Source organism: Janthinobacterium sp. GW458P, from assembly GCF_002127585.1.
In the GTDB taxonomy this organism is placed as follows: domain Bacteria; phylum Pseudomonadota; class Gammaproteobacteria; order Burkholderiales; family Burkholderiaceae_D; genus Janthinobacterium.
Window position 1 is genome coordinate 1 of the sequence record NZ_NEGZ01000041.1, and the last position, 20,936, is coordinate 20,936.

A 20,936-nucleotide genomic window follows, 5' to 3' on the forward strand; every position below is an offset into this window, starting at 1 on the left:
GCCCGCACCGGCACCCGCCGCCAAGGCGCCTAGCCGCTGGAAGGGGCTATTGGGCGGCGCACTGCTGGGCCTGGGCCTGGGCGCCTTGCTGTCGCATTTCGGCCTGGGCGGTGCCCTGGCCAGCATGATCAGCACCTTGCTGATGGTGGCTTTGCTGGCCGGCGCGGCCTTCTTCATCTACCGCATGGTGCGCGGCAAGCGCGACAGTAACAGCAGCGCCGGCAATGCGCCGTTTGCGGGCTTTGGCGGCAACCAGCCGGCACCGGTCAACAACGTGCCCGACATCGGTTCGCGCATCCCGCCGCTGCCGCCGCTGCAGCCCGTCTCGTCCGGCGTAGGCCTGGACAAGCCGGCGCCTGCGGCCGCGCCATGGGGCGTGCCTGCCGACTTCGACAAGGATGCCTTCCTGCGCCACGCGAAAAGCAACTTCATTCGCCTGCAAGCGGCCTGGGACAAGGCGGACATCAACGATATCCGCGAATTCACGTCGCCGGAAGTGTATGCGGAACTGCGCATGCAGATCCAGGAACGGGGCGCGCAGGCCGATTTCACGGACGTGGTCACCATCGACGCCGAATTGCTGGGCATCGAGACCAGTGTCAACGATTACCTGGCCAGCGTGAAGTTTACGGGCATGATCCGCTCCGCGCCAGGCGCGGCGGCGGAACCGTTCGCGGAAGTGTGGAATATGTCGAAACCCGTCAGCGGCAATAGCGGCTGGGTCTTGGCAGGTATTCAACAGTTGGGTTGATGATAATAGTTTCCTGAGTAGCAGCTTAAGCCCACGGTCAATTCGTGGTGCTTGAGGGATATTTCCTGCTGAACTGGTAAGATCGGAACCGCCCGCGTTGTCATACGGGCGGTTTTTTCTTTTTAAGGGCGCGCAAAGCGCAGCACATGATGGCACCACTTTCCGACATCTCCCTGATGACTCCCGTCATCGCGACGATCAACCATTTGCTGGCGCAGGAGCCATGGGCGCGCCAGCAGCTGGCCGTGCACGCCGGCAAGCTGGCCTGCATCGATGCGGGCGCCGTGGCCTTGCGCATGCGCGTCGACAGCGCCGGCCTGCTGGAAAACGCGCCGGCCGACGTGCCTGCCAGCGTCACCATCCGCGTGAAATTGTCCGATGTGCCGCTGATCCTGCAAAACCGCGAGCGGGCGTTTTCCTACGTGAAAATTGAAGGCGATGCCGAGTTTGCCAATGCGATTTCGCAATTGAGCCAGGGCTTGCGCTGGGAAGCCGAGCACGACCTGGAAAAGCTGCTCGGCCCCATCCTCGCCACGCGCCTCGTCGCCGGGGCCAGGGACGCCGTCGCGTTTGTCCGCACGGGCCAGCAAAAGCTGGCGGAAAACGTGGCCGAATACTTTCTGGACGAACAGCCCATGCTGATCCGTCCCACCACCTTGCACGACTATTCCGCCGGCGTGACGCGCGTGCGCGATGACGTCGAACGCCTGGCCAAGCGCCTCGCCCGGCTGGAAAAGGCGGCCGCCGCCGCCCAGCCGCAGCCCTCCTCACCGGATTTGTCTACATGATATTGAAATTCCTGCGCCTGTTTAAAATCATCCGTGTTTCCATCAAGTACGGCCTGGATGAGATAGCGATTTCTGGTCTGCAAGTTCCCCGCACCGCCAAGCTGATCGACACCCTGATTTTCTGGCGCGACCTGTCGTCGCCACGGGGCCTGCGCCTGCGCCTGGCGCTGGAAGAGCTGGGCCCGATTTTCGTCAAATTCGGCCAGGTGCTGTCGACGCGGCGCGATCTGATGCCGCCCGATATCGCCGAGGAACTGGCGCGCTTGCAGGACAGGGTCCCGCCCTTCGATTCCGACCTGGCCATCGCGCAGATCACCAAATCGCTGGGCGCGCATCCCGATCAGCTGTTTGCCCGCTTCGAGCGTGAGCCGGTGGCGTCCGCCTCGATTGCCCAGGTGCATTTTGCTACCTTGAAGGACGGCAAGGAAGTGGCCGTGAAGGTCTTGCGTCCAGGCATGAAAAAGCTGATCGACGAGGACGTGGCGCTGATGCACATCGCGGCCGGCTGGATCAGCCGCCTGTGGGCCGACAGCAAGCGTTTGAAACCGAAGGAAGTCGTGGGCGAGTTCGACAAATACCTGCACGACGAGCTGGACCTGATGCGCGAGGCGGCCAACGCCAGCCAGCTGCGCCGCAACTTCGCCAATTCGGACTTGCTGCTGGTGCCGGAAATGCACTGGGATTATTGCTCCAGCAGCGTCATCGTCATGGAGCGCATGTATGGCATTCCCGTGTCGCAGATCGACCGCCTGGTGGCCGCCGGCGTGGATTTGCGCAAGCTGTCCAGCGATGGCGTGGAAATTTTCTTCACGCAAGTGTTCCGCGACGGTTTTTTCCACGCGGATATGCACCCAGGTAATATTCTCGTGTCGATCGCGCCCGCATCGTTCGGCCGCTACATCGCGCTCGATTTCGGCATCGTCGGCACCCTGAACGACTACGACAAGGATTATCTGTCGCAAAACTTCCTCGCCTTCTTCCGCCGCGACTACAAGCGCGTGGCCGAGGCGCACATCGAATCGGGCTGGGCGCCCAAGGATACGCGCGTGGACGAGCTGGAAGCGGCCGTGCGCGCCTGCTGCGAGCCGATCTTCGACCGTCCGCTGAAGGATATTTCTTTCGGACAAGTTCTGCTGCGGCTGTTCCAGACCTCGCGCCGCTTCAACGTGGAAGTGCAGCCGCAACTGGTGCTGCTGCAAAAGACCCTGCTCAATATCGAAGGCCTGGGGCGCCAGCTGGACCCGGAGCTGGACCTGTGGCAGACGGCCAAGCCGTATCTGGAAAAATGGATGAGCAACCAGGTGGGTCCGCAAGGCTTCATGGAGCGCCTGCGCGCCGAGGCGCCCCGCTATGCGCACATCTTCCCACAACTGCCGCGCTTGCTGCACCAGGCCTTGACCGTGCATGGCGAACCGCGTGAAAACGATGTGGAACTGATGAAAACCTTGCTCGCAGAGCAACGCCAGACAAACCGCTTGCTGAGCTTTATCGTGTACTTCGTGGGCGCCTTTGCGCTGGGCGCGCTGGGCTTGCAAGTGTATATGCGCTGGCATCAATTGCCGTTTTAAAGGCTGAGGACGTAAGTGATGACTGACTTCCATAACCGCGATCCGCTGTCTCCCGCCTTCTGGGACGAGCGCTTCGAAAAGCAATTCACGCCCTGGGACCAGGGCGGCGTGCCCGCGCGGCTGCGCAGCTTCGTGGCAGGCAGCCCGGCGCCGCTGCGCTGCCTGATTCCCGGCTGCGGTTCCGCCTATGAGCTCGCTTTCATGCTGGATCACGGCTGGGATGCCACGGCCATCGACTTTTCGCCGGCTGCCGTGGCCGCCGCGCGCGGGCAACTGGCCGAACGGGCAGGGCAGGTGGAGGAGGCCGATTTCTTTGCCTGGCAGCCGGACGCGCCGCTGGACCTGATCTATGAGCGGGCCTTTTTGTGCGCCATGCCGCGCGCCATGTGGCCCCAGGTGGCGGCCCGCTGGGCGCAGCTGCTGGCGCCGGGCGCCATGCTGGCCGGTTACTTTTTCTTTGACGACAATGCCAAGGGACCGCCGTTCGGAATTTCTCGTGAGCAACTAAACGCCTTGCTGGCGCCGCATTTCGATTGCCTGGCCGATGAAGCCGTCAGCGATTCCATCGCCGTCTTTGCGGGCCGGGAGCGCTGGATGAGCTGGCGGCGCCGGGCGGACTGAGGCGGCAAAGGCCGCGGCCGGGCATTTTCCGCTGGGAATGGCGGAAAAGCTTTATAATTCAGGGTTTTGATGATTTTCTCGGAGTAGAGATGCCGATTTACGCTTACCGTTGTGACGAGTGTGGTTTTGCCAAGGATGTCTTGCAAAAGATCTCCGATCCAGTGCTGACGGTGTGCCTGTCGTGCGGCAAGCCCAGTTTCAAGAAACAATTGACGGCTGCCGGTTTCCAATTAAAGGGCACAGGCTGGTACGCGACCGATTTCCGCGGCGGCACGGCGCCCACCACGGCTATTCCGACGGGCCCGGCCGACAGCACCAAGCCGGCTCCTGCTGCCGAGAGCGCGCCCGTTGCTGCACCTGCGCCGGCGGCCGCCGCCGCTGCGCCGAAAGCGGACTGAAAAGCGCCGCCGAGACGATCCCTTACCGAGAAACCGATGCGTAAATACTTTATTACCGGATTACTGATTTTGGTACCGCTGGCCATTACGGCCTGGGTCCTGAATCTGGTCATCAGCACGATGGACCAGTCGCTGCTGCTGGTGCCCGGCAGTACGAAGCCCAGCGTCTGGTTCGGCCACCAGGTTCCCCCGCTGAGCACCATTCCCGGCCTGGGCACGGTATTGACGGTACTGATCGTGTTCTTCACGGGCTTGCTGACAAATAACCTGGTCGGCAATTACGTGGTGAAACTGTGGGAAAAATTGCTGCAACGCATACCCATCGTCAATTCCCTGTATTCGAGCGTCAAGCAAGTATCGGACACCCTGTTTTCCCCGTCGGGCAATGCCTTTCGCAAGGCCGTGCTGGTGCCGTATCCGCACCAGAACTCCTGGACCATCGCTTTCCTGACCGGCGTGCCGGGCGGCGATGCGGCGAACCACCTGGTGGGCGACTTTGTCAGCGTGTACGTGCCGACGACGCCGAATCCGACGTCAGGCTTTTTCCTGATGATGAAGCGCAGCGATGTCGTCGAACTCGACATGAGCGTCGACGCGGCGCTCAAATATATCGTCTCGATGGGCGTGGTGGCGCCTGCGGAAGTTGTTGCTGTACCGGCCCCGGCAGCCAAAGAATAAAGGCAGGCGTCCCGCGCGGGACGTGGCCGGATTGAACACTCACTAACCTGAACTGAGAATTTTATGTCTATGCGTACTGAATACTGCGGCCTCGTTACCGAAGCCATGCTGGGACAAACCGTCAGCCTGTGCGGCTGGGTACATCGCCGCCGCGACCACGGCAGCCTGATCTTCATCGACTTGCGCGACCGCGAAGGCCTGGTGCAAATCGTCTGCAACCCGGAACAAGCGGAAATGTTCAAGGTCGCCGAAGCCGTGCGCAATGAATTCTGCCTGCGCGTGACGGGTGTCGTGACCAACCGTATCGAAGGCACGATCAACAACAACCTGAAGTCGGGCAAGATCGAAGTGGTCTGCTCGGAGCTGGAAGTGCTGAACCCGTCCGTGCCCGTGCCGTTCCAGCTCGATGACGACAACCTGTCGGAAACGACGCGTCTGACGCACCGCGTGCTGGACCTGCGCCGCCCGCAAATGCAGAACAACCTGCGCCTGCGCTACAAGGTGACGATGGAAGTGCGCAAGTACCTCGACGCGCTGGGCTTCATCGACATCGAAACGCCGATGCTGACCAAGTCGACGCCGGAAGGCGCGCGCGATTATCTGGTGCCGTCGCGCGTGAACGCGGGCAACTTCTTCGCCTTGCCACAATCGCCACAGTTGTTCAAGCAACTGTTGATGGTTGCTAACTTCGACCGTTACTACCAGATCACCAAGTGCTTCCGCGACGAAGACTTGCGCGCTGACCGCCAGCCTGAATTCACGCAGATCGACTGCGAAACCTCGTTCCTGACGGAACAGGAAATCCGCGACCTGTTCGAAGACATGATACGCGTCGTCTTCAAGAACACGCTGAACATCGACCTGCCGAACCCGTTCCCGGTCATGGACTTCGCGACGGCCATGGGCCTGTACGGCTCCGACAAGCCGGACATGCGCGTCAAGCTGGCCTTCACGGACTTGACCGAAGTCATGAAAGACGTCGATTTCAAGGTCTTCTCCGGTGCGGCCAACATGCCGAACGGCCGCGTCGTCGGCTTGCTGGTACCAGGCGGCGGCGCCATGCCACGCTCGGAAATCGATGCTTACACGCAATTTGTCGCCATTTACGGCGCCAAGGGCCTGGCCTACATCAAGGTCAATGAAAAAGCCAAGGGCCGCGACGGCCTGCAATCGCCTATCGTGAAGAACCTGCACGACGCGGCATTGGCGCAGATCATCGAACTGACCAACGCGCAAGACGGCGACCTGATCTTCTTCGGCGCCGACAAGGCCAAGGTCGTCAACGACGCCATCGGCGCGCTGCGCGTGAAGATCGGCCACAGCGATTTCGGCAAGAAAGCCGGCCTGTTCGAGGACGTGTGGAAGCCATTGTGGGTGGTCGACTTCCCGATGTTCGAGCACGACGAAGAAGCGGACCGCTGGACGGCGACCCACCATCCGTTCACGGCGCCGAAAGACGGCCATGAAGACATGCTGGAAAGCAATCCAGGCGCTTGCATCGCCAAGGCCTACGACATGGTCCTGAACGGCTGGGAACTGGGTGGCGGCTCGATCCGTATCCACCGCGAAGAAGTGCAAAGCAAGGTCTTCCGCGCACTGAAGATCGACGCGGAAGAAGCGCAGCTGAAGTTCGGCTTCCTGCTCGACGCCCTGCAATACGGCGCGCCGCCGCATGGCGGCCTGGCATTCGGCCTGGACCGTATCGTGACCATGATGACGGGTTCCGATTCGATCCGCGACGTGATCGCCTTCCCGAAAACCCAGCGCGCCCAGTGTCTGCTGACACAAGCGCCGTCGGAAGTGGACGAGAAGCAACTGCGCGAACTGCACATCCGTTTGCGCGGCGCCGAGCCTAAAGTAGTGTAATGAAGCATGCGGCTGCCCCGGCGGCCGCTGTTTGATCCGCTATGCAAAAAAAGGCGCTGTCGTGGCGCCTTTTTCATTGTTGATATGACTCATAAAATTCCCGTTTCCGTGCTGGTCGTCATTCATACGGCTGATCTTGAGGTCTTGCTGATCGAGCGCGCTGGCCAGCCCGGTTTCTGGCAATCGGTGACCGGTTCCGTCGACGCCGTCGACGAACCGCTGCTGCAGACGGCCGCGCGCGAACTGGCCGAGGAAACCGGCATCGTCGCCGATGGACACGACATCGTGCTGCGCGACTGGAACTTGTCGAATGTGTATGAGATTTACCCGATCTGGCGCCACCGCTATGCGCCCGGCGTGACGCGCAACACGGAACATGTGTTCAGCGTGCAAGTGCCGCGCGACATCACCATCACCCTGAGCCCGCGCGAGCACCTGCAGTATGCATGGCTGCCGTATCTGGCGGCGGCCGACCGCTGTTTTTCTTCCTCCAACGCGGAAGCGATCCTGCAATTGCCGGCCATGACGGGCCTGGCGCGCCCCACCTAATTTCCCTAGAAAGCATTCCATGTTGAACTGGTTACATCTGACTGCGCAGCAAAAACTGCTGGGCACCCTGGGCATCGTTTTTTGCCTGTGCTTTATTTTCCTGTTGTTCAGCTCCACCGTGCCCGGCCGCACGCCGCCCATCGGCATGCCGCTGATGGCGATCGGCTGGCTGCTGCATCCGGGCGCCTTTGCCAAGGGCAAGCGCACGGTGGCCTGGCGCGGCGCACCATTGCTGGTCAAGATCGTCTGGGCGGCCGGTATTACGGCCTTGTGCGTGAGCGTGACGGCGGGCGTGGGCCGCATGCTGGCGTGATTGTGTGCGTTTAGGTGCGAACGCGCACCTACCGGGGCGCCGCGCGGGGGACGTCTGGGAGTAGAATCAATGCATGAAAATCCGCGTAGCAACTTATAATATACACAAGGGTGTCTCCTCCGTGCGAGGCCTGCCCCGCGTGCATGCTTTAAAACAGGCGATTGCCCTGTTCCATGCCGATGTTGTCTTCCTGCAAGAAGTGCAGGGCAAGCATGACCGCAATGCGGCCCGCTATGGTGCCGAGAAAAACGGCCACAAGCATTGGCCGGAAGCGTCGCAGCATGAATTCTTTGCCGGCGCGGAACACCATTCCGCGTATGGCATGAATGCCGTGTATGACCATGGTCACCATGGCAACGCCTTGCTCAGCAAATTTCCCATCGCCTCGCAAACCAACCACGACGTCTCCGACCATGCCTACGAGCAGCGTGGCATCCTGCATTGCGTGCTCAACACGCCGCAGGCGGACGTGCACTGCTACGTGGTCCACCTGGGCCTGTTCGAATCGGGGCGGGGACGGCAGACGCAGGCGCTGATCGACGCCGTAATGGAATCGGCGCCGAACGGCGAACCCGTCATCATCGCCGGCGATTTCAACGACTGGCGCAACACGCTCAGCGACAAGCTGCGCAATGCGCTCGGCGTGGTGGAAGTATTCGACCAGCGCGCGTCGAACTCGGCCCTGGGCGACCTCGTGCGCACCCTGGCGCGGCGCCAGACGAAAACACCCGTGCCCGTGCCGGCGCGCACCTTTCCCGCCGCCTTGCCGTGGTTCCGCCTGGACCGCATCTATGTGCGCGGTTTCCATGTGGAAGGCGCACAAGTGATGCATGGCACCCTGTGGGCGAAACTGTCGGACCACGCGCCGATCGTTGCCGCTTTGAAACTCGCGTAGACTGCCGGCATGCGATCAGTCAATTTCACCGCCCACAACGACATCCAGCTGCTGTATTGCGGCACTGATTACTTCCCAGCCTTGATCGCGGCCATCGACGGCGCGCGCACGGAAGTCTATTTCGAAACCTATATCTTCGCTGACGACGCCACGGGCACCCTGGTGCTCGACGCGCTCAAGCGCGCGGCCGCGCGCGGCGTGCTGGTGTGCATGATCACGGACTGGTTCGGCACCGGCAACCGCCGCGTCAATGCCATGCACGCGCAGCTGGAAGCGGCCGGCGTGCATCACCGCATCTTCAACCCGTGGTTCCGGCGCGGCATCACGCGCACGCACCGCAAGATCTGCGTCGTCGACTTCGAAGTGGCCCTGGTGGGCGGCATCAACATCAACGACGACATGTTTTGCGACTACGACCACAGCATCAGCCTGGAAGCGCCGCGCTGGGATTTCGCCGTGCAGGTGCGGGGCCCGCTGGTGGACGCCATCCATGAGGAAGCGCAGGCGCAGTGGGCGCGCCTGGGCAAGATGAACCTGGTGCGGCGTATCAAGCTGTATCGCAAGATGCGCGTGGTCAGCAAGGAACTGGCGAAGAACCCCGTCGTGGCCGGCTTTGTCGTGCGCGACAACCTGCGCAACCGCCGCACCATCCAGCGCGCCTACCTGCAGGCGCTGGGCCAGGCGCGCAAGAGCGTGATGCTGGCCAACCCGTATTTCGCGCCCGGGCACAAGCTGCGCCAGGCCCTGGCCCAGGCGGCCCAGCGGGGCGTTGACGTGGTGCTCCTGATCGGCGTGGGCGAGTTCCGCATGCAGGATGCCGTGGCGCACTCGTTTTATCCGAAACTGCTGGCCGCCGGCGTAAAGATCGTCGAGTACCGCAAGACGCAGCTGCACGCCAAGGTGGCCGTCGTCGACGATGACTGGGCTACGGTGGGGTCCAGCAATATTGACGCGCTGAGCCTGTTCCTGAACCAGGAAGCCAACGTGGTGATCAAGGACGTTGCGTTTGCGCAAAGCCTGCGCCAGCATATAGAACAGGGCATCGCCGACGGCATCGTGATCCACCAGGATGATTTCAAGCACATTGGCCGTTTCCGTCGCATCGGCTATGAGGCCGCCTTCCTCGTGTACCGGCTGGTGATGCGCATTTTTTCAGTAGGCAAGTACGCATGAATGAAATGACAACGGTCAGGCTGGACAAGTGGCTGTGGGCGGCGCGCTTCTTCAAGACGCGCTCGCTGGCCAGCGAGGCCGTCGACACGGGCAAGGTCAAAGTGGGCGGCGAGCGCGTGAAACCGGCGCGCAGCGTGCGCGTGGGCGACGAGCTGGCCATCGACAATGGCGCGGAGACGTGGGAAGTGGCCGTGCTGGGCCTGTCCGACAAGCGCGGCGCGGCTCCCGTGGCGCGCCTGCTGTATGGCGAAACGCCGGCCAGCGTCGCCCGCCGCGAGCAGCTGGCGCAGGAACGCAAGCTGTTCCGCGAGCCGGGCAGCACCATCAAGGGGCGTCCGACCAAGCGCGACCGCCGTCAACTGAGCAAGGCGGGCGACCTGTCCTGAGGTGCGCTTGTTGCTGTAAGGCAAGGGCGTCCACCGCTTTTGCCTGCCTGACATTGCCATAAACACTTGGCCTAAAAATGCTGCACCGCACCAATAGAACGCCGGCTCTAAAGTTCCCGTTTGACTTTTACGTGGTAGTGGATAATAGTACGAGCGTTCGGATTTTTTCGGAGCGTGCTTTTTTTACCCCGCGTTCCAGTCCGCCAGATCGGCAACATCACTTTTAGAACGGACCTCTTGAATACTTCAGTCAAATTCATGCGCAAGGGCGAACTGACCCGTGCCGCCATCCTCGACGTGGCGCTGGACCTGTCCAGCCGTGACGGCCTGGAAGGCCTGACCATTGGGCTGCTTGCGGACAAAATGAACATGAGCAAGTCGGGCGTGTTTGCCCACTTTGGTTCGCGCGAAGACTTGCAGATGGAAGTGCTGAAGCTCTACCACTACCGTTTCGAGCAAGAAGTCTTTTTCCCCAGCATGAAAGAACCGCGCGGCATCCAGCGTCTGCAATCGATGTTTGCGCGCTGGGTCAAGCGGGTCAGCGTGGAAATCGCTTCCGGCTGCATCTATATCAGCGGCGCCGTCGAGTATGACGACCGTCCCGGTCCCATCCGCGAGGCCCTGGTGGCCATGGTGCGGGCCTGGCAGGGCGCGTTGCTGCGCTGTGTCGAGCAATCGATCGCCACGGGCGACCTGAAGGCGGACACGGACGCGCAGCAGCTGGTGTACGAGATGTATGGCCTGATCCTGGCCCTGCATCATGATGCGCGCTTCCTGCGCGTGCCCGGCAGCATCGAACGGGCGCAGGCAGGCTTTGTGCGCCTGCTGGCGTCGTACCAGAATCCGGCCGCAGTCAGCAAGGAATAAGCAGTCCAGGAATTATCCGCAGCAACGAACAAGCAGTTCACAAGTAAAACACTTTAGCTAAACGCCTTCAGGAGAAAATTATGGGTCAATACGTCGCGCCAATCCGGGATATGCAATTCGTCCTGCACGAGTTCCTGCAAGTGGAAGAAGAACTGAAGCAAATGCCGTCGTACGCCGACGTCGACGCCGACATCATCAACCAGGTGCTGGAAGAGGGCGGCAAATTCACTTCCGAAGTATTGTTCCCGCTGAACCACTCCGGCGACCGCGAAGGCTGCCACCACGACCCCGTCACGAAGAGCGTGACCACGCCCAAAGGTTTTAAAGAAGCCTACAAGCAGTACGTCGAAGGCGGCTGGGCAGCACTGGCGTGCGATCCGGAATACGGCGGCCAGGGCTTGCCTGTCGTGCTGAACAATTCCTTCTATGAAATGCTGAACTCGTCGAACCAGGCCTGGTCCATGTACCCTGGCCTGTCGCACGGCGCCTACGAGTGCCTGAAGGAGCACGGCACCGACCACCAGAAGGAAGTCTACCTGCCGAAGCTGGTGTCGGGTGAATGGACGGGCACCATGTGCCTGACCGAACCGCACTGCGGCACCGACCTGGGCCTGCTGCGCTCGAAGGCATTGCCTGAGGCGGACGGTTCCTGGACCATCACCGGCAACAAGATCTTCATCTCCGCCGGCGAGCACGACATGGCGGAAAACATCCTGCACCTGGTGCTGGCCCGCGTGCCGGACGCGCCGGAAGGCTCGAAAGGCATCTCGCTGTTCCTGGTGCCGAAATTCCTGCCGAACGCGGATGGCACGGTCGGCGAACGCAACCCGATCACCTGCGGCGCCATCGAAGAAAAAATGGGCATCCACGGCAATTCGACCTGCCAGATGAACCTGGACGGCGCAAAAGGCTGGATCATCGGCCAGCCGAACAAGGGCCTCAACGCCATGTTCGTCTTCATGAACGCGGCCCGCCTGGGCGTGGGCATGCAGTCGCTGGGCCTGACGGAAATCGCCTACCAGAACGCGCTGATCTACGCCAAGGACCGCACGCAAATGCGTTCGCTGTCCGGCATCAAGAACCCGGAACTGCCGGCCGACCGCATCATCGTGCACCCTGACGTGCGCCGCATGCTGTTGACGGGCAAAGCCTACGCCGAAGGCGCGCGCGCCTTCACTTCGTACGTGGCGCTGCAGATCGACCGCGAACTGCACCACCCGGACGCCGACGTGCGCAAGGAAGCGGCCGACGAAGTGGCGCTGCTGACGCCCGTCATCAAGGCTTTTATTACCGACAACGCCTGGATCGCCACCTCGGACGCGATGCAAGTGTTCGGCGGCCACGGCTACATCTCGGAATGGGGCATGGAGCAGTATGTGCGCGACGCGCGCATCAACATGATCTACGAAGGCACGAACACGATCCAGTCGCTGGACCTGCTGGGCCGCAAGATCCTCGGCGACAACGGCGCCAAGCTGCGCAAGTTCGGCGAAAAAATCAAGGCTTTCGTCGAAGACAACGGCACCGATGAAGCGATGAGCGAATTCGTCACCCCACTGGGCGATTTGGGCGACAAAGTCACCAAGCTGACCATGGAAATCGGCATGAAGGCCTTCCAGAATCCTGACGAAGTGGGCGCGGCCTGCGTGCCTTACCTGCGCGTCGTCGGCCACATGATCTACAGCTACCTGTTCGCGCAGATGGCCAAGATCGCCCTCGAAAAAGAGTCCAGCGGCGACAAGTTCTACACCGCCAAACTGGCTACCGCACGTTTCTACTTCGCCCGCTTGCAGCCTGAGACGGCAACCCTGATCCGTCAGGCGCGTTCCGGTTCGGCCAACCTGATGGCACTCGACGCAGACCTGTTCTAAGACTTGAGGAAAATATGACCAATTTCATCGTTAAAAAAGTAGCCGTCCTCGGCGCCGGCGTGATGGGCGCGCAGATCGCCGCCCATTGCATCAACGCGAAAGTGCCGGTCGTGCTGTTCGACCTGCCTGCAAAGCCGGAGCATGTCTCCGGCGGGACGGATAAAAACGCGATCGTGCTGCGCGCCATCGAGAACCTGAAAAAGCTGTCGCCTGCGCCGCTGGGCAACAAGGATGACGCCGCGCTGATCCAGGTAGCCAACTACGAAGACAACCTGGACCTGCTGGCCGGTTGCGACCTGATCATCGAAGCCATCGCCGAGCGCATGGACTGGAAACACGACCTGTACCAGAAGGTGGCCCCGCACATCGGCCCGAACGCGATCTTCGCCTCGAACACCTCGGGCCTGTCGATCACCAAGCTGGCCGAAGGCTTCGACGCCGACCTGAAATCGCGCTATTGCGGCGTGCACTTCTTCAATCCGCCGCGCTATATGCACCTGGTCGAGATCATCCCGACCGCGTTCACCAAGCCGGAAATCGCCGACCAGCTGGAAGGCTTTTTGACCACCACCCTGGGCAAGGGCGTCGTGCGCGCCAAGGACACGCCGAACTTCATCGCCAACCGCGTTGGCGTGTTCGGCATCCTGGCCATCGTGCACGAAGCGGAAAAATTCGGCCTGTCCGTGGACGTCGTCGATGACCTGACCGGCTCCAAGCTGGGCCGCGCCAAGTCGGGCACCTTCCGCACGGCGGACGTGGTCGGCCTGGACACCATGGGCCATGTGATCAAGACCATGCAGGATTACCTGCCGAACGACCCGTTCGCCGCCGTCTACAAGACGCCGGCCGTGCTGGCGCAGCTGGTGGAAAAGGGCGCGCTGGGCCAGAAGAGCGGCGCGGGCTTCTACAAGAAGGTCGGCAAGGAAATCCAACGTCTCGATTTTGCCACCGGCGAATACGTGGCCGGCGGCGCCAAGGCAGCCGACATCATCGCCCGCATCCTGAAGGAAAAGGATCCGGTCAAGAAGATGAAGGCGCTGCGCGAGTCGACGAATCCGCAAGGCCAGTTCCTGTGGGCGATCTTCCGCGACGCCTTCCACTACATCGCCATTCACCTCGACACCGTGGCCGACAATGCGCGCGACATCGACTTCGCCATGCGCTGGGGCTTCGGCTGGAACGTCGGTCCGTTTGAAACGTGGCAGGCATCGAACTGGCTGCAAGTGGCCAACTGGGTCAAGGAAGACATCGACGCCGGCCATGCGCTGTGCAATGCGCCTTTGCCTGCCTGGGTCTTCGAAGGTCCGGTCGCTGAGAAGGGCGGCGTGCACACGCCGGAAGGTTCGTATTCCGCCGTATCGAACAGCTTCGTGCCCCGCTCCAGCCTGGCCGTGTACGACCGCCAGCCGTTCCGCGCGCCGGTCTTGGGCAGCGGCGCCATCGACGGCAAGACCGCCGGCACCACCGTCTTCGAAGACGAATCCGTGCGCGTCTGGCATACGGGCGACGACGTCCTGATCATCTCGTTCAAGACGAAGATGCACGTGATCGGCGAAGGCGTGATCAATGGCCTGAAACTGGCCCTGGCTGAAGCCGAGAAAAACTTCAAGGGCCTGGTGATCTGGCATGCCGACGCAGCCGAAGGCGGCGCCTTCTCGGCCGGCGCCGACCTGCAATCGGCCCTGCCGGCCTTCATGCAAGGCGGCGTGAAAGCCGTCGATCCTATCATCGCCGAACTGCAGAACACCTTCATGTCGCTGAAATACGCGAACGTGCCGGTGATCGCCGCGGTCGCTGGCCTGGCGCTGGGCGGCGGTTGCGAGCTGGCGCTGCACGCGTCCAAGCGCGTGGCCTCGATCGAGTCGTACATCGGCCTGGTGGAAGTGGGCGTGGGCCTGATTCCTGCCGGCGGCGGCTTGAAGGAAGCGGCGCAGCGCGCCTACAAGGAAGCCAAGGGTAACGACATCCTGCAATTCCTGAAAACGGGCTTTACCAACGCAGCCACCGCCAACGTGTCGAAATCGGCGCTGGAAGCGAAGAAGATGGGCTACCTGAAGGAAGACGACGTGATCGTGTTCAACGCCTACGAGCTGCTGCACGTGGCCAAGGTCGAAGCGCGCGCCATGTTCGACGCGGGCTTCCGTCCGCAACTGCCGTCGCTGATCCAGGTGACGGGCCGCTACGGCTGGGGCACCATCAAGGCGCAGCTGGTCAATATGCGCGACGGCGGCTTCATCTCGGCGCACGATTTCAAGCTGGGCGAGATGATCGCCGAGATCGTATCGGGCGGCGACGTGGACCAGGGCAGCTTCGTCAGCGAGCAGTGGCTGCTGGATATGGAACGCAAGGCATTCCTGGAGCTGTTGAACCATCCGAAAACCCAGGAACGGATCATGGGCATGATGCAGACCGGTAAGCCGGTACGCAACTAAGCACAACGTCGATGACGATCCTGTCCCTCGTATTTAAAGTACTGCTGCGCGTGAGGCCAAGCATGGTGTATGACCGTATCAAACAACAGATGATGGACACCTTGCCCTTCGTGCGGCTGCTGGGGATCAGCATCGACGAGATCGGCGCCGGCACCTCGAAGGTGTCGCTGCCGGACGATCCCAAACTGCATAATCACCTGGGCACGCAGCACGCGGGCGCCTTGTTTACCCTGGCCGAAACGGCTTCCGGCGCGGCCATGGCTGGCGGCTTTGCCGAGCTGATACTGGGCTTGCGCCCGGTGGCCAAGGAGTCGCGCATCGCCTACCAGAAGGTGGCCCGGGGCGCGACGCGCGCCGAAGGCCGCGTGCCGGGCGACCTGGCCGCACTGAAGGCGCAGCTGGCGCAGGACGGCAAGGTGGCGTTTCCCGTGGCAGTCGATATTTTTGACTGTGAAGGCACGCTGGCGGCACAGGTGACGGTGGACTGGTATTTGTCGCAGAAGCGATAAACCGCCACCCCGGACATTCGACAGAACACGAACCTCGTTCAACATCTTTGAAAGCATAAAATGAGCAAACAACTTCAAGACGCCTACATCGTCTCTGCAACCCGCACCCCGATCGGCAAGGCGCCGCGCGGCATGTTCAAGAACACCCGCCCGGACGACCTGCTGGTGCGCGTGCTGCAATCGGCCCTGGCGCAGGCGCCTGGCCTGGACCCGGCGCTGATCACCGACGCCATCATCGGCTGCTCGTTCCCGGAAGCGGAGCAGGGCTTCAATATCGCGCGTAACTCGGTGCTGCTGGCAGGCTTGCCGAAAACCGTCGGCGGCGTCACCGTCAACCGTTACTGCGCCTCGGGCATCACGGCCATTGCCATGGCGGCCGACCGCATCCGCGTGGGCGAAGCCGACGTCATGATCGCCGGCGGCATCGAATCGATGTCGATGGTGCCGATGATGGGCCACCACCCATCGATGAACCTGGACATGTTCAGCGACGAGAACATCGGCATGGCCTACGGCATGGGCCTGACGGCCGAGAAAGTGGCGCAGCAATGGAAAGTGTCGCGCGAACAGCAGGACGCGTTCTCCGTTGAATCGCACCGCCGCGCCATCGCCGCGCAGCAAGCCGGTTTCTTCAAGGCCGAAACGACGCCAGTGGAAATCATCACGCGCACGCCGAACCTGGCCACCGGCCAGGTTGATGTGAGCCGCCGCACCGTCGACACGGATGAAGGCGCGCGCGCCGATTCGTCGATGGAGTCGCTGGCAAAACTGAAGCCAGTGTTTGCCGCCAAGGGCAGCGTGACCGCCGCCAACAGCTCGCAGATGTCCGACGGCGCCGGCGCGCTCTTGATCGTCAGCGAGAAGATTTTGCGCGAGCATAACCTGACCCCGCTGGCGAAGTTCTCGTCGTTCGCCGTGCGCGGCGTGCCGCCGGAAATCATGGGCATCGGTCCGAAATTCGCCATTCCAGCAGCGTGCGCCGCCGCCGGCATCACGCAAGACCAGCTGGACTGGATCGAGCTGAATGAAGCGTTTGCCGCACAGGCGCTGGCCGTCATCGGCGACCTGGGCCTGGATCCATCGAAGGTCAACCCGATGGGCGGCGCGATCGCCCTGGGCCACCCGCTGGGCGCCACCGGCGCCATCCGCGCCGCCACCGTGATCCACGCGCTGCAGCGCACCAAGCAGAAGTACGGCATGGTGACGATGTGCGTGGGCGCCGGCATGGGCGCGGCAGGCATCTTCGAACGCGTTTGATGACACAGGCGTCGTGACGTCAGTGGTCAGATAAGATTAGTCAGAACCTGGGCGCTGGGGATATCTCGGCGCCCTTTATCTTTTGGAGACGACATGGATATTTTGTGCAGCAAGAGCGAGGGTGTTCTGACCCTGGAATTCAACCGCCTGGAACGCAAGAATGCGATCACGGGCGCCATGTACCAGACCCTGGCCGACGCGCTGGTGGCGGCGGAGACGGACGATGACGTGCGCGCCATCCTGATCTGCGGCAAGCGCGAGATTTTCACGGCCGGTAACGACCTCGATGACTTCATGAAGACGGCGCGTCCGAAGGATGGCTCGCTCGACCATGACCGCCCCGTGTTCCAGTTCATGCGCGCCCTGTATGGCAGCAGCAAACCCGTGGTGGCGGCCGTCTCCGGCCCCGCCATCGGCATCGGCACGACTTTGCTGATGCACTGCGACCTCGTCTACGCGGCCGACAACGCCAGCTTCTCGATGCCGTTCACGCAGCTGGGCCTGTGCCCGGAATTCGGCTCCAGCCTGCTGCTCACGCAACTGGCCGGCTATCCGCGCGCGGCGGAAAAGCTGATGCTGGGCGAAGCGTTCCCCGCCAGCGAAGCGCTGGAAATGGGCCTGGTGTCGAAAGTCGTGCCCCTGTACGAGCTGATGACGTTCGCGCAAGGCCAGGCCGCCAAGCTGGTGGCATTGCCAGCCGCGTCCATCCGCGCCACCAAGCGCCTGATGAAGCAAAGCCGCATGGAGCCGATGAAGGCAGCTATCGCCGACGAAAACAAGCTGTTCAGCGCCATGCTGGGCGGCGCCGAGGCGAAGGAAGCGTTTACTGCCTTCTTTGAAAAACGCAAGCCGGATTTCAAGAAGTTCAATTAAGCGCTTGTGCGCATGCCGGCCAGGATCAGAGAAATCGAGGCGTGCCACCGCGTCTCGCCGGCCGGCCTGCCCGCCAGCGCATAGCCGTGCAAAAAATCGACGAGCGCATCGCGGCCACGCAGCTGGATATTTTGCGGCAGATCAAGGCCCTCCAGGGCCAGCTCGAACAGCGCCGTAAACCGCTCTGCCACGTCGGCTTGCGTCACGAGTCCGCGCGCCATCAGGCGCACGAAATACGGCGTGGCGCTGACCAGTTCCAGGTACAGTGCGCACAGCGCGAGCAGGCGCCGCTGGGGCGTTTGGCGCCGCGTAAACGGCGGCTGGCGCGGATCGAGCGCGGCAAAACGCTGCGCCATCAAGGCCAGCAATAATTCATCTTTCCCCGCATAGTAGTGATACAGGGCCATGGCGTCGACGCCCAGGCTTTGCGCCAGCGCGCGCATGGAAAACGCTTCGCCTTGTTTTTCCAGCAGAGCCAGGGCAGCCTGCAGGATGGTATCGCCGTCCAGCGCGGGCGCGGCGCGGCGGGGGCGGCCCGCGCGGCGCGCGGGATTTTCAATGGCTTGAAGTTTTGTCGATTTCATTGGCATAATTCTACACTGTAGAATTAAATGAAGGCACACCCATGAAAAAAACTTCTGTCAGCGTTTTTCTCGGCATCAGCATCGACGGCTGCATCGCGGGAGAAAACGGCGACCTGTCCTGGCTGGCCGAATTGGCGCCCGATACGCCCGAGGCCACCGGCTACACGGCCTTGATGGCGCAGGTCGATACCTTGCTGATCGGCCGCACCACCTATGACGCCGTGCTGGATTTTTCGCCGTGGCCGTATGCGGGCAAGCGCGTGGTGGTGCTGAGCCACCGCGATTTCGCGCCGCGGCATGGCGAGCAGCGCCGCGAAGGCAGTGTGCGGTCAGTACTGGAGGAACTGGCAGGGGAGGGTTGCCGCCACGTGTATCTCGATGGCGGCGCCGTCATCCGCGCCGGCTTGCGCGAGGGCGTCATCGACAGCCTGATTCTGTCCGTGCTGCCCGTGGTGCTGGGGCGCGGCGTGCGCCTGTTCGAGGACGGCTTGCCGCGCAGCGACTGGCGCCTGGACGGCACGCGCCAGCTGCCCAGCGGCGTGGTACAGCTGCGCTATCGAAAAAATTAAACCGCGCTGGCGATGTCGACGATGAAGCCGGAATCGTAGCGTTCATTTTCCGGCGTGCCGTCGGGACGCTTGTAGCCGCAGGGGTTGCAGACGACGCGGCATTCGCCTATCTGGTAGTCGAGCGAGGCATGCATGTGGCCATGCACCCACAGGTCGGCCTGGGCTACCAGGTCGTCGAGCTGCGAGGCGAAAGCGGGCGAACCGAGGTTCGTCGCATATTGCGCGTCCACCGACAGCATCGATGGCGCCATGTGCGTGATGACGACTGTCTTGCCGGCGAACGGTTGCGCCAGCTGCCGCTCCAGCCAGGAGCGGTGCTGCGCGTGCAGCTGCGCCGTATCGCTGGCGCACAAGAGGCGCGGCGCGTCGCCGCCCGTGCTGATGCGCTTGTAGTCGGGCATGTAGGCTTGCGCCGCCTGCATGGCTTCTTCCTGGCGCTCCGCACCGAAGAGTAAAAAATCCGTCCACAGCGTCATGCCGAGAAAACGCACGCCGTCGAGCACTACGGCGTCGCCGTCGAGCAGGCCGATATTGGCGCCATGGGCATTGGCGCTGGCACAGGCGTCGCGCACGGCGTCCTGCATGTGTTCGAGCTGGTGCCCATAGCCCTCGTGATTGCCGTGCACGTACAGCACGGGCAGGGCGCCGAAAGTGCGCGCGGCCCAGGCGATGGCATTGCTGCCCGTGTCGATGTCGCCGGCCAGGATCACCGCGTCGGGGCGGCTGGCGGCAAGGTCGATGGCGGGCGTGTCGGCACCCCAGACTTCCAGGTGCAGGTCGGACAGGATCAGCAAACGCATGGCAAGAAGGCGGCAGGGCGCGCGGCAGTATAGGGGCCTCTATCGTAGCGCAAGTCGCTGCGCCCGTCCGCTTGACCGCGCGAGGGTAGCGACGTTACCCTGTGGCATCTATTCATACCGCCTATCTTCCTGGAGCCGCATGCCGCCTTTCTTCCTTCCCAAGACCTTGCTCAGCATCGCGCTGGCCGCCATGGCGCTGCCGTTGACGGCGCATGCCGCTACGCCCCCCGTCGATCCGTTGACGCAGCCGATCGCTTCTCCGTATGCGGCGCAGTGGAACCGCCCGCAGCAGCCGGCGCGCATCCACGGCGACACGTATTATGTGGGCGTGGGCGGCTTGAGCGTGGTGCTGATCCACACGCAGGCGGGGCTGATCCTGATCGACGGCGCGCTGCCGCAGTCGGTGGCCGCCATCAAGGAGCATCTCCTCGAACTGGGTTTTCGTGTGGAGGACATCAAGTTCATCCTGAGTACGGAAGCGCATTTCGACCATTCGGGCGGCATCGCCGCCTTGGCCCGCGACAGCGGCGCGCAAGTGGTCGCCAGTCCGCTCGGCGCGCAGGCGCTGCGCGCGGGCTCGGTACTCGCCATGGACCCGCAAGCGGGCGAAATCGACCCCATGCCGGCCGTGGAAAACGTGCGCGAGATCGCCGATGGCGAAACCCTGCAACTGGGCGAGGTGACCATCACGGCGCACTACACGCCCGGCCACACGCCGGGCAGCACCAGCTGGACCTGGGTCTCGTGCGAGGATGCCGAGCGCGAGGAATGCCTGAACGTGGTGTTCGGCGCCAGCCTCACGCCCGTGGCGGCCGACGATTTTCACTACCTGGGCGATGAACGCCATGGAGACCTGACGCCGGCCTTCCGCCGCGTCATGCAGGACTTTGCCAGACTGCCGTGCGACATCCTGATCTCGGCCCATCCCGACCACTCGGGCGGCGACGGCAAGCTGACGCAGTTGCTGGAAGGCGTCACGCCGAACCCCTTCATCGACGCGCAGGCGTGCAGCAACTACGCTGCCAGGAATGAAGCGAAACTCGATGCCCGCATCGCGAAGGAAAAAGAAGCTGCGACAAAATAACAACGTTGGCGTCTTCGCCATGAAAAGGGATTGACGCACTGCAGCATAAGGTGCAGAATCAGCATCCGCAGTTCAGATTAACCAGACAAAAGAAAGGAAACCCA

22 protein-coding genes are annotated in these 20,936 nt (G+C 62.5%); 20 read left to right on the plus strand and 2 right to left on the minus strand.

Annotated features, from left to right (window positions below):
• The 18 genes from CBW50_RS19775 to CBW50_RS19860 all read left to right on the plus strand — a co-directional run.
• On the plus strand, positions 1-751 hold a 751-nt coding region (locus tag CBW50_RS19775), incomplete at its 5' end, for a Tim44 domain-containing protein (RefSeq protein WP_086147177.1).
• A gap of 149 nt (positions 752-900) precedes the next feature.
• Positions 901-1,539, plus strand: coding sequence for an SCP2 domain-containing protein (locus CBW50_RS19780; protein WP_226936332.1), 639 nt, complete (start codon positions 901-903; stop codon positions 1,537-1,539).
• Entirely contained in the window at positions 1,536-3,107 is a 1,572-nt protein-coding gene (gene ubiB, locus CBW50_RS19785; RefSeq protein ID WP_086147133.1) for a ubiquinone biosynthesis regulatory protein kinase UbiB, read from the plus strand. The genes CBW50_RS19780 and ubiB overlap by 4 nt, the downstream gene beginning before the upstream one ends.
• Before the next feature lie 18 nt (positions 3,108-3,125).
• Positions 3,126-3,728, plus strand: coding sequence for a methyltransferase (locus tag CBW50_RS19790; protein WP_086147134.1), 603 nt, complete (start codon positions 3,126-3,128; stop codon positions 3,726-3,728).
• Positions 3,729-3,817: 89 nt separating this feature from the next.
• Positions 3,818-4,126 carry an FmdB family zinc ribbon protein gene (locus tag CBW50_RS19795; protein ID WP_086147135.1) on the plus strand — a complete coding sequence of 103 codons (309 nt, stop codon included), beginning with the start codon at positions 3,818-3,820 and terminating at the stop codon, positions 4,124-4,126.
• 36 nt (positions 4,127-4,162) lie between these two features.
• The gene (locus CBW50_RS19800; RefSeq protein WP_086147136.1) at positions 4,163-4,804 is read left to right on the plus strand and encodes a DUF502 domain-containing protein; all 642 of its coding nucleotides are present in this window, start codon (positions 4,163-4,165) and stop codon (positions 4,802-4,804) included.
• A 63-nt stretch (positions 4,805-4,867) separates the two neighbouring features.
• Entirely contained in the window at positions 4,868-6,670 is a 1,803-nt protein-coding gene (aspS, locus tag CBW50_RS19805) for an aspartate--tRNA ligase (RefSeq protein ID WP_172404828.1), read from the plus strand.
• An 84-nt stretch (positions 6,671-6,754) separates the two neighbouring features.
• Entirely contained in the window at positions 6,755-7,219 is a 465-nt protein-coding gene (nudB, locus tag CBW50_RS19810; RefSeq protein WP_086147138.1) for a dihydroneopterin triphosphate diphosphatase, read from the plus strand.
• A gap of 19 nt (positions 7,220-7,238) precedes the next feature.
• Positions 7,239-7,532 (plus strand): hypothetical protein, encoded by a 294-nt coding sequence (locus CBW50_RS19815; protein ID WP_086147139.1) that lies wholly within the window; start codon positions 7,239-7,241, stop codon positions 7,530-7,532.
• Between the two features lie 73 nt (positions 7,533-7,605).
• Positions 7,606-8,427, plus strand: coding sequence for an endonuclease/exonuclease/phosphatase family protein (locus CBW50_RS19820; protein WP_086147140.1), 822 nt, complete (start codon positions 7,606-7,608; stop codon positions 8,425-8,427).
• A 9-nt stretch (positions 8,428-8,436) separates the two neighbouring features.
• Positions 8,437-9,600, plus strand: coding sequence for a cardiolipin synthase ClsB (gene clsB / locus CBW50_RS19825; protein ID WP_086147141.1), 1,164 nt, complete (start codon positions 8,437-8,439; stop codon positions 9,598-9,600).
• On the plus strand, positions 9,597-9,986 hold the full coding sequence (locus CBW50_RS19830) for an RNA-binding S4 domain-containing protein (RefSeq protein ID WP_086147142.1): 390 nt from the start codon (positions 9,597-9,599) through the stop codon (positions 9,984-9,986). The genes clsB and CBW50_RS19830 overlap by 4 nt, the downstream gene beginning before the upstream one ends.
• A 258-nt stretch (positions 9,987-10,244) precedes the next feature.
• Complete coding sequence (locus CBW50_RS19835; RefSeq protein ID WP_086147143.1) at positions 10,245-10,853, plus strand: TetR/AcrR family transcriptional regulator; 609 nt, start codon at positions 10,245-10,247, stop codon at positions 10,851-10,853.
• 80 nt (positions 10,854-10,933) lie between these two features.
• Positions 10,934-12,724 carry an acyl-CoA dehydrogenase C-terminal domain-containing protein gene (locus tag CBW50_RS19840; RefSeq protein WP_034753387.1) on the plus strand — a complete coding sequence of 597 codons (1,791 nt, stop codon included), beginning with the start codon at positions 10,934-10,936 and terminating at the stop codon, positions 12,722-12,724.
• 14 nt (positions 12,725-12,738) lie between these two features.
• Positions 12,739-15,156 carry a 3-hydroxyacyl-CoA dehydrogenase/enoyl-CoA hydratase family protein gene (locus CBW50_RS19845; RefSeq protein ID WP_086147144.1) on the plus strand — a complete coding sequence of 806 codons (2,418 nt, stop codon included), beginning with the start codon at positions 12,739-12,741 and terminating at the stop codon, positions 15,154-15,156.
• Positions 15,157-15,167: 11 nt separating this feature from the next.
• Positions 15,168-15,665: a PaaI family thioesterase gene (locus CBW50_RS19850; protein ID WP_226936302.1), complete on the plus strand. Its 498-nt coding sequence runs from the start codon at positions 15,168-15,170 to the stop codon at positions 15,663-15,665.
• A 60-nt stretch (positions 15,666-15,725) separates the two neighbouring features.
• Positions 15,726-16,922 (plus strand): acetyl-CoA C-acyltransferase, encoded by a 1,197-nt coding sequence (locus CBW50_RS19855; RefSeq protein ID WP_077398997.1) that lies wholly within the window; start codon positions 15,726-15,728, stop codon positions 16,920-16,922.
• A gap of 93 nt (positions 16,923-17,015) precedes the next feature.
• Positions 17,016-17,795: an enoyl-CoA hydratase gene (locus CBW50_RS19860; protein ID WP_086147145.1), complete on the plus strand. Its 780-nt coding sequence runs from the start codon at positions 17,016-17,018 to the stop codon at positions 17,793-17,795.
• On the opposite strand, the gene CBW50_RS19865 is transcribed toward CBW50_RS19860, so the two are convergent.
• Positions 17,792-18,379, minus strand: coding sequence for a TetR/AcrR family transcriptional regulator (locus tag CBW50_RS19865; RefSeq protein ID WP_172404829.1), 588 nt, complete (start codon positions 18,377-18,379; stop codon positions 17,792-17,794). The two genes, CBW50_RS19860 and CBW50_RS19865, sit on opposite strands and share 4 nt — an antisense overlap.
• Before the next feature lie 41 nt (positions 18,380-18,420).
• On the opposite strand from CBW50_RS19865, the gene CBW50_RS19870 reads away from it, so the two are divergent.
• The gene (locus CBW50_RS19870; protein WP_086147147.1) at positions 18,421-18,948 is read left to right on the plus strand and encodes a dihydrofolate reductase family protein; all 528 of its coding nucleotides are present in this window, start codon (positions 18,421-18,423) and stop codon (positions 18,946-18,948) included.
• Here CBW50_RS19870 and CBW50_RS19875 read toward each other — a convergent pair.
• The gene (locus tag CBW50_RS19875; RefSeq protein WP_086147148.1) at positions 18,945-19,748 is read right to left on the minus strand and encodes a metallophosphoesterase family protein; all 804 of its coding nucleotides are present in this window, start codon (positions 19,746-19,748) and stop codon (positions 18,945-18,947) included. The genes CBW50_RS19870 and CBW50_RS19875 overlap by 4 nt on opposite strands.
• 139 nt (positions 19,749-19,887) lie before the next feature.
• On the opposite strand from CBW50_RS19875, the gene bla reads away from it, so the two are divergent.
• Positions 19,888-20,832 (plus strand): subclass B3 metallo-beta-lactamase, encoded by a 945-nt coding sequence (gene bla, locus CBW50_RS19880; protein WP_086147149.1) that lies wholly within the window; start codon positions 19,888-19,890, stop codon positions 20,830-20,832.
• Positions 20,833-20,936: the final 104 nt, after the last annotated feature.

What these genes read in the sequence shown, in the direction of transcription:
- nudB (WP_086147138.1), top strand. Translation starts at nt 6,755, where the DNA reads ATGACTCATAAAATTCCCGTTTCCGTGCTGGTCGTCATTCATACGGCT.
- CBW50_RS19840 (WP_034753387.1), top strand. Translation starts at nt 10,934, where the DNA reads ATGGGTCAATACGTCGCGCCAATCCGGGATATGCAATTCGTCCTGCAC.
- CBW50_RS19795 (WP_086147135.1), top strand. Translation starts at nt 3,818, where the DNA reads ATGCCGATTTACGCTTACCGTTGTGACGAGTGTGGTTTTGCCAAGGAT.
- CBW50_RS19800 (WP_086147136.1), top strand. Translation starts at nt 4,163, where the DNA reads ATGCGTAAATACTTTATTACCGGATTACTGATTTTGGTACCGCTGGCC.
- ubiB (WP_086147133.1), top strand. Translation starts at nt 1,536, where the DNA reads ATGATATTGAAATTCCTGCGCCTGTTTAAAATCATCCGTGTTTCCATC.
- CBW50_RS19850 (WP_226936302.1), top strand. Translation starts at nt 15,168, where the DNA reads ATGACGATCCTGTCCCTCGTATTTAAAGTACTGCTGCGCGTGAGGCCA.
- CBW50_RS19845 (WP_086147144.1), top strand. Translation starts at nt 12,739, where the DNA reads ATGACCAATTTCATCGTTAAAAAAGTAGCCGTCCTCGGCGCCGGCGTG.
- CBW50_RS19780 (WP_226936332.1), top strand. Translation starts at nt 901, where the DNA reads ATGGCACCACTTTCCGACATCTCCCTGATGACTCCCGTCATCGCGACG.
- CBW50_RS19870 (WP_086147147.1), top strand. Translation starts at nt 18,421, where the DNA reads ATGAAAAAAACTTCTGTCAGCGTTTTTCTCGGCATCAGCATCGACGGC.
- CBW50_RS19830 (WP_086147142.1), top strand. Translation starts at nt 9,597, where the DNA reads ATGAATGAAATGACAACGGTCAGGCTGGACAAGTGGCTGTGGGCGGCG.
- CBW50_RS19790 (WP_086147134.1), top strand. Translation starts at nt 3,126, where the DNA reads ATGACTGACTTCCATAACCGCGATCCGCTGTCTCCCGCCTTCTGGGAC.
- CBW50_RS19860 (WP_086147145.1), top strand. Translation starts at nt 17,016, where the DNA reads ATGGATATTTTGTGCAGCAAGAGCGAGGGTGTTCTGACCCTGGAATTC.
- CBW50_RS19815 (WP_086147139.1), top strand. Translation starts at nt 7,239, where the DNA reads ATGTTGAACTGGTTACATCTGACTGCGCAGCAAAAACTGCTGGGCACC.
- CBW50_RS19875 (WP_086147148.1), bottom strand. Translation starts at nt 19,748, where the DNA reads ATGCGTTTGCTGATCCTGTCCGACCTGCACCTGGAAGTCTGGGGTGCC.
- CBW50_RS19835 (WP_086147143.1), top strand. Translation starts at nt 10,245, where the DNA reads ATGCGCAAGGGCGAACTGACCCGTGCCGCCATCCTCGACGTGGCGCTG.
- aspS (WP_172404828.1), top strand. Translation starts at nt 4,868, where the DNA reads ATGTCTATGCGTACTGAATACTGCGGCCTCGTTACCGAAGCCATGCTG.
- bla (WP_086147149.1), top strand. Translation starts at nt 19,888, where the DNA reads ATGCCGCCTTTCTTCCTTCCCAAGACCTTGCTCAGCATCGCGCTGGCC.
- CBW50_RS19865 (WP_172404829.1), bottom strand. Translation starts at nt 18,379, where the DNA reads ATGAAATCGACAAAACTTCAAGCCATTGAAAATCCCGCGCGCCGCGCG.
- CBW50_RS19820 (WP_086147140.1), top strand. Translation starts at nt 7,606, where the DNA reads ATGAAAATCCGCGTAGCAACTTATAATATACACAAGGGTGTCTCCTCC.
- CBW50_RS19855 (WP_077398997.1), top strand. Translation starts at nt 15,726, where the DNA reads ATGAGCAAACAACTTCAAGACGCCTACATCGTCTCTGCAACCCGCACC.
- clsB (WP_086147141.1), top strand. Translation starts at nt 8,437, where the DNA reads ATGCGATCAGTCAATTTCACCGCCCACAACGACATCCAGCTGCTGTAT.